Source organism: Streptomyces africanus (assembly GCF_002150735.1).
Classification (GTDB): Bacteria; Actinomycetota; Actinomycetes; order Streptomycetales; family Streptomycetaceae; genus Streptomyces; species Streptomyces africanus.
In genome coordinates, this window is record NZ_MUKA01000592.1 from 1 (window position 1) to 1,225 (window position 1,225).

The window sequence follows — 1,225 nt, forward strand, 5'->3', positions numbered from 1 at the left end:
CCGGCGAAGCCCCTGCCGGTGACCGCCCCGCAGGCCCCCCCGCTCGCGGACCGCCCGTCGGCCGCTGCCCCGGCACCGGTGGGACCCGTCCCCGTGGTCCGGCCGCGGACGGCCCCGCCGACGGGATCGGCCACCCGCGTGCAGCGCGATGCCTCCGACTCCGCCGGCGCCGACCTGCTCAAGGGCGTACCGGTCAAGGAGGTGCCCGCGCGCGGCCGTTCGCGCTCGTCGTCCGCGCCCCCCGCCGCCACGCCCGCCTCGGGCAAGGCGGCCACCCGCCGCCCCGAGAAGACGCACGACGACCCCGGTCTCGACCTGGACGACCTGGCGCGCCGCCTGATCGACCCCGTCTCGCGGCTGCTGCGCACAGAGCTGCGGCGTGGGCGCGAACGCACCGGCCGCCCCTACGACGGACGCCGCTGAGCACCCAGAACGGTTGATGGACGGATGACGGACAGCATCTTCGCGACGAGCGTGTTCTTCCGGCTCGCGATCGGCGGCAACGACCTGGGCGCCTTCCACACGTGCTCCGGCATGGGCGCCGAGGTCGAGATGGAGACGTACGCCGAGGGCGGCAACAACGGCTTCACCTGGCAGCTGCCCGGCCGCGTGACCTGGTCGAACATCACGCTCACCCGTCCGGTCACGGCCGACACGGCGAAGATCGCCCGTTGGCTCGACGAGACGCTGAAGCGGGTGGAACCCAAGGACGGCGAGATCGTGGCGCTGAAACCGGACCTGACACGGATCATCAGCTGGCAGGTGTTCGGAATCGTCCCCGTGCGCTGGCAGGGCCCGTCCTTCGACCCCGCCAACTCCCAGGCGGCGGTGGAGACACTGGAGATCGCCCACCAGGGGTTGCGCCCCTCCTGAGAGCTCGCGCCGACCCGTCGACCGACACGTACACATCCCAGGAAAGGAGGTCCCGCCGTGTCGCCAGCCCGTTCCAGCCGAGCCCGGGCGCAGCTGACCCTGAAGGAGCCCCCGGCCTCCGTCGGTGCGAAGCCCGGCGGGACGATCGCGCGGCTGAACCTGCAGTTCAATCCGTCCACTCTGGAGCTGCGGAAGACCACCGAGTGGCGGCGCTCCCCGTCCCGGATGGCGGGTCAGTCCGCGCTGCCCGAGTTCGTCGGCAGCGGTCCGCGCACGCTGAGCCTGGAGGTGTTCCTGGACGCCACCGCCACCCACGACAACTCGGTGGAGCTGGCGGTGGAGAAGCTGATGA

At 72.5% G+C, this 1,225-nt stretch carries 2 protein-coding genes and 1 pseudogene; all 3 read left to right on the top strand.

Annotated features, from left to right (window positions below):
- Positions 1-423: pseudogene (locus tag CCL05_RS42400) on the top strand (hypothetical protein); the annotation flags it as partial.
- 24 nt (positions 424-447) lie between these two features.
- Entirely contained in the window at positions 448-873 is a 426-nt protein-coding gene (locus CCL05_RS42405; protein WP_086565833.1) for a phage tail protein, read from the top strand.
- Between the two features lie 57 nt (positions 874-930).
- Positions 931-1,225 (top strand): CIS tube protein (locus CCL05_RS42410; protein ID WP_483025086.1); only part of this gene is annotated, 295 nt, incomplete at its 3' end.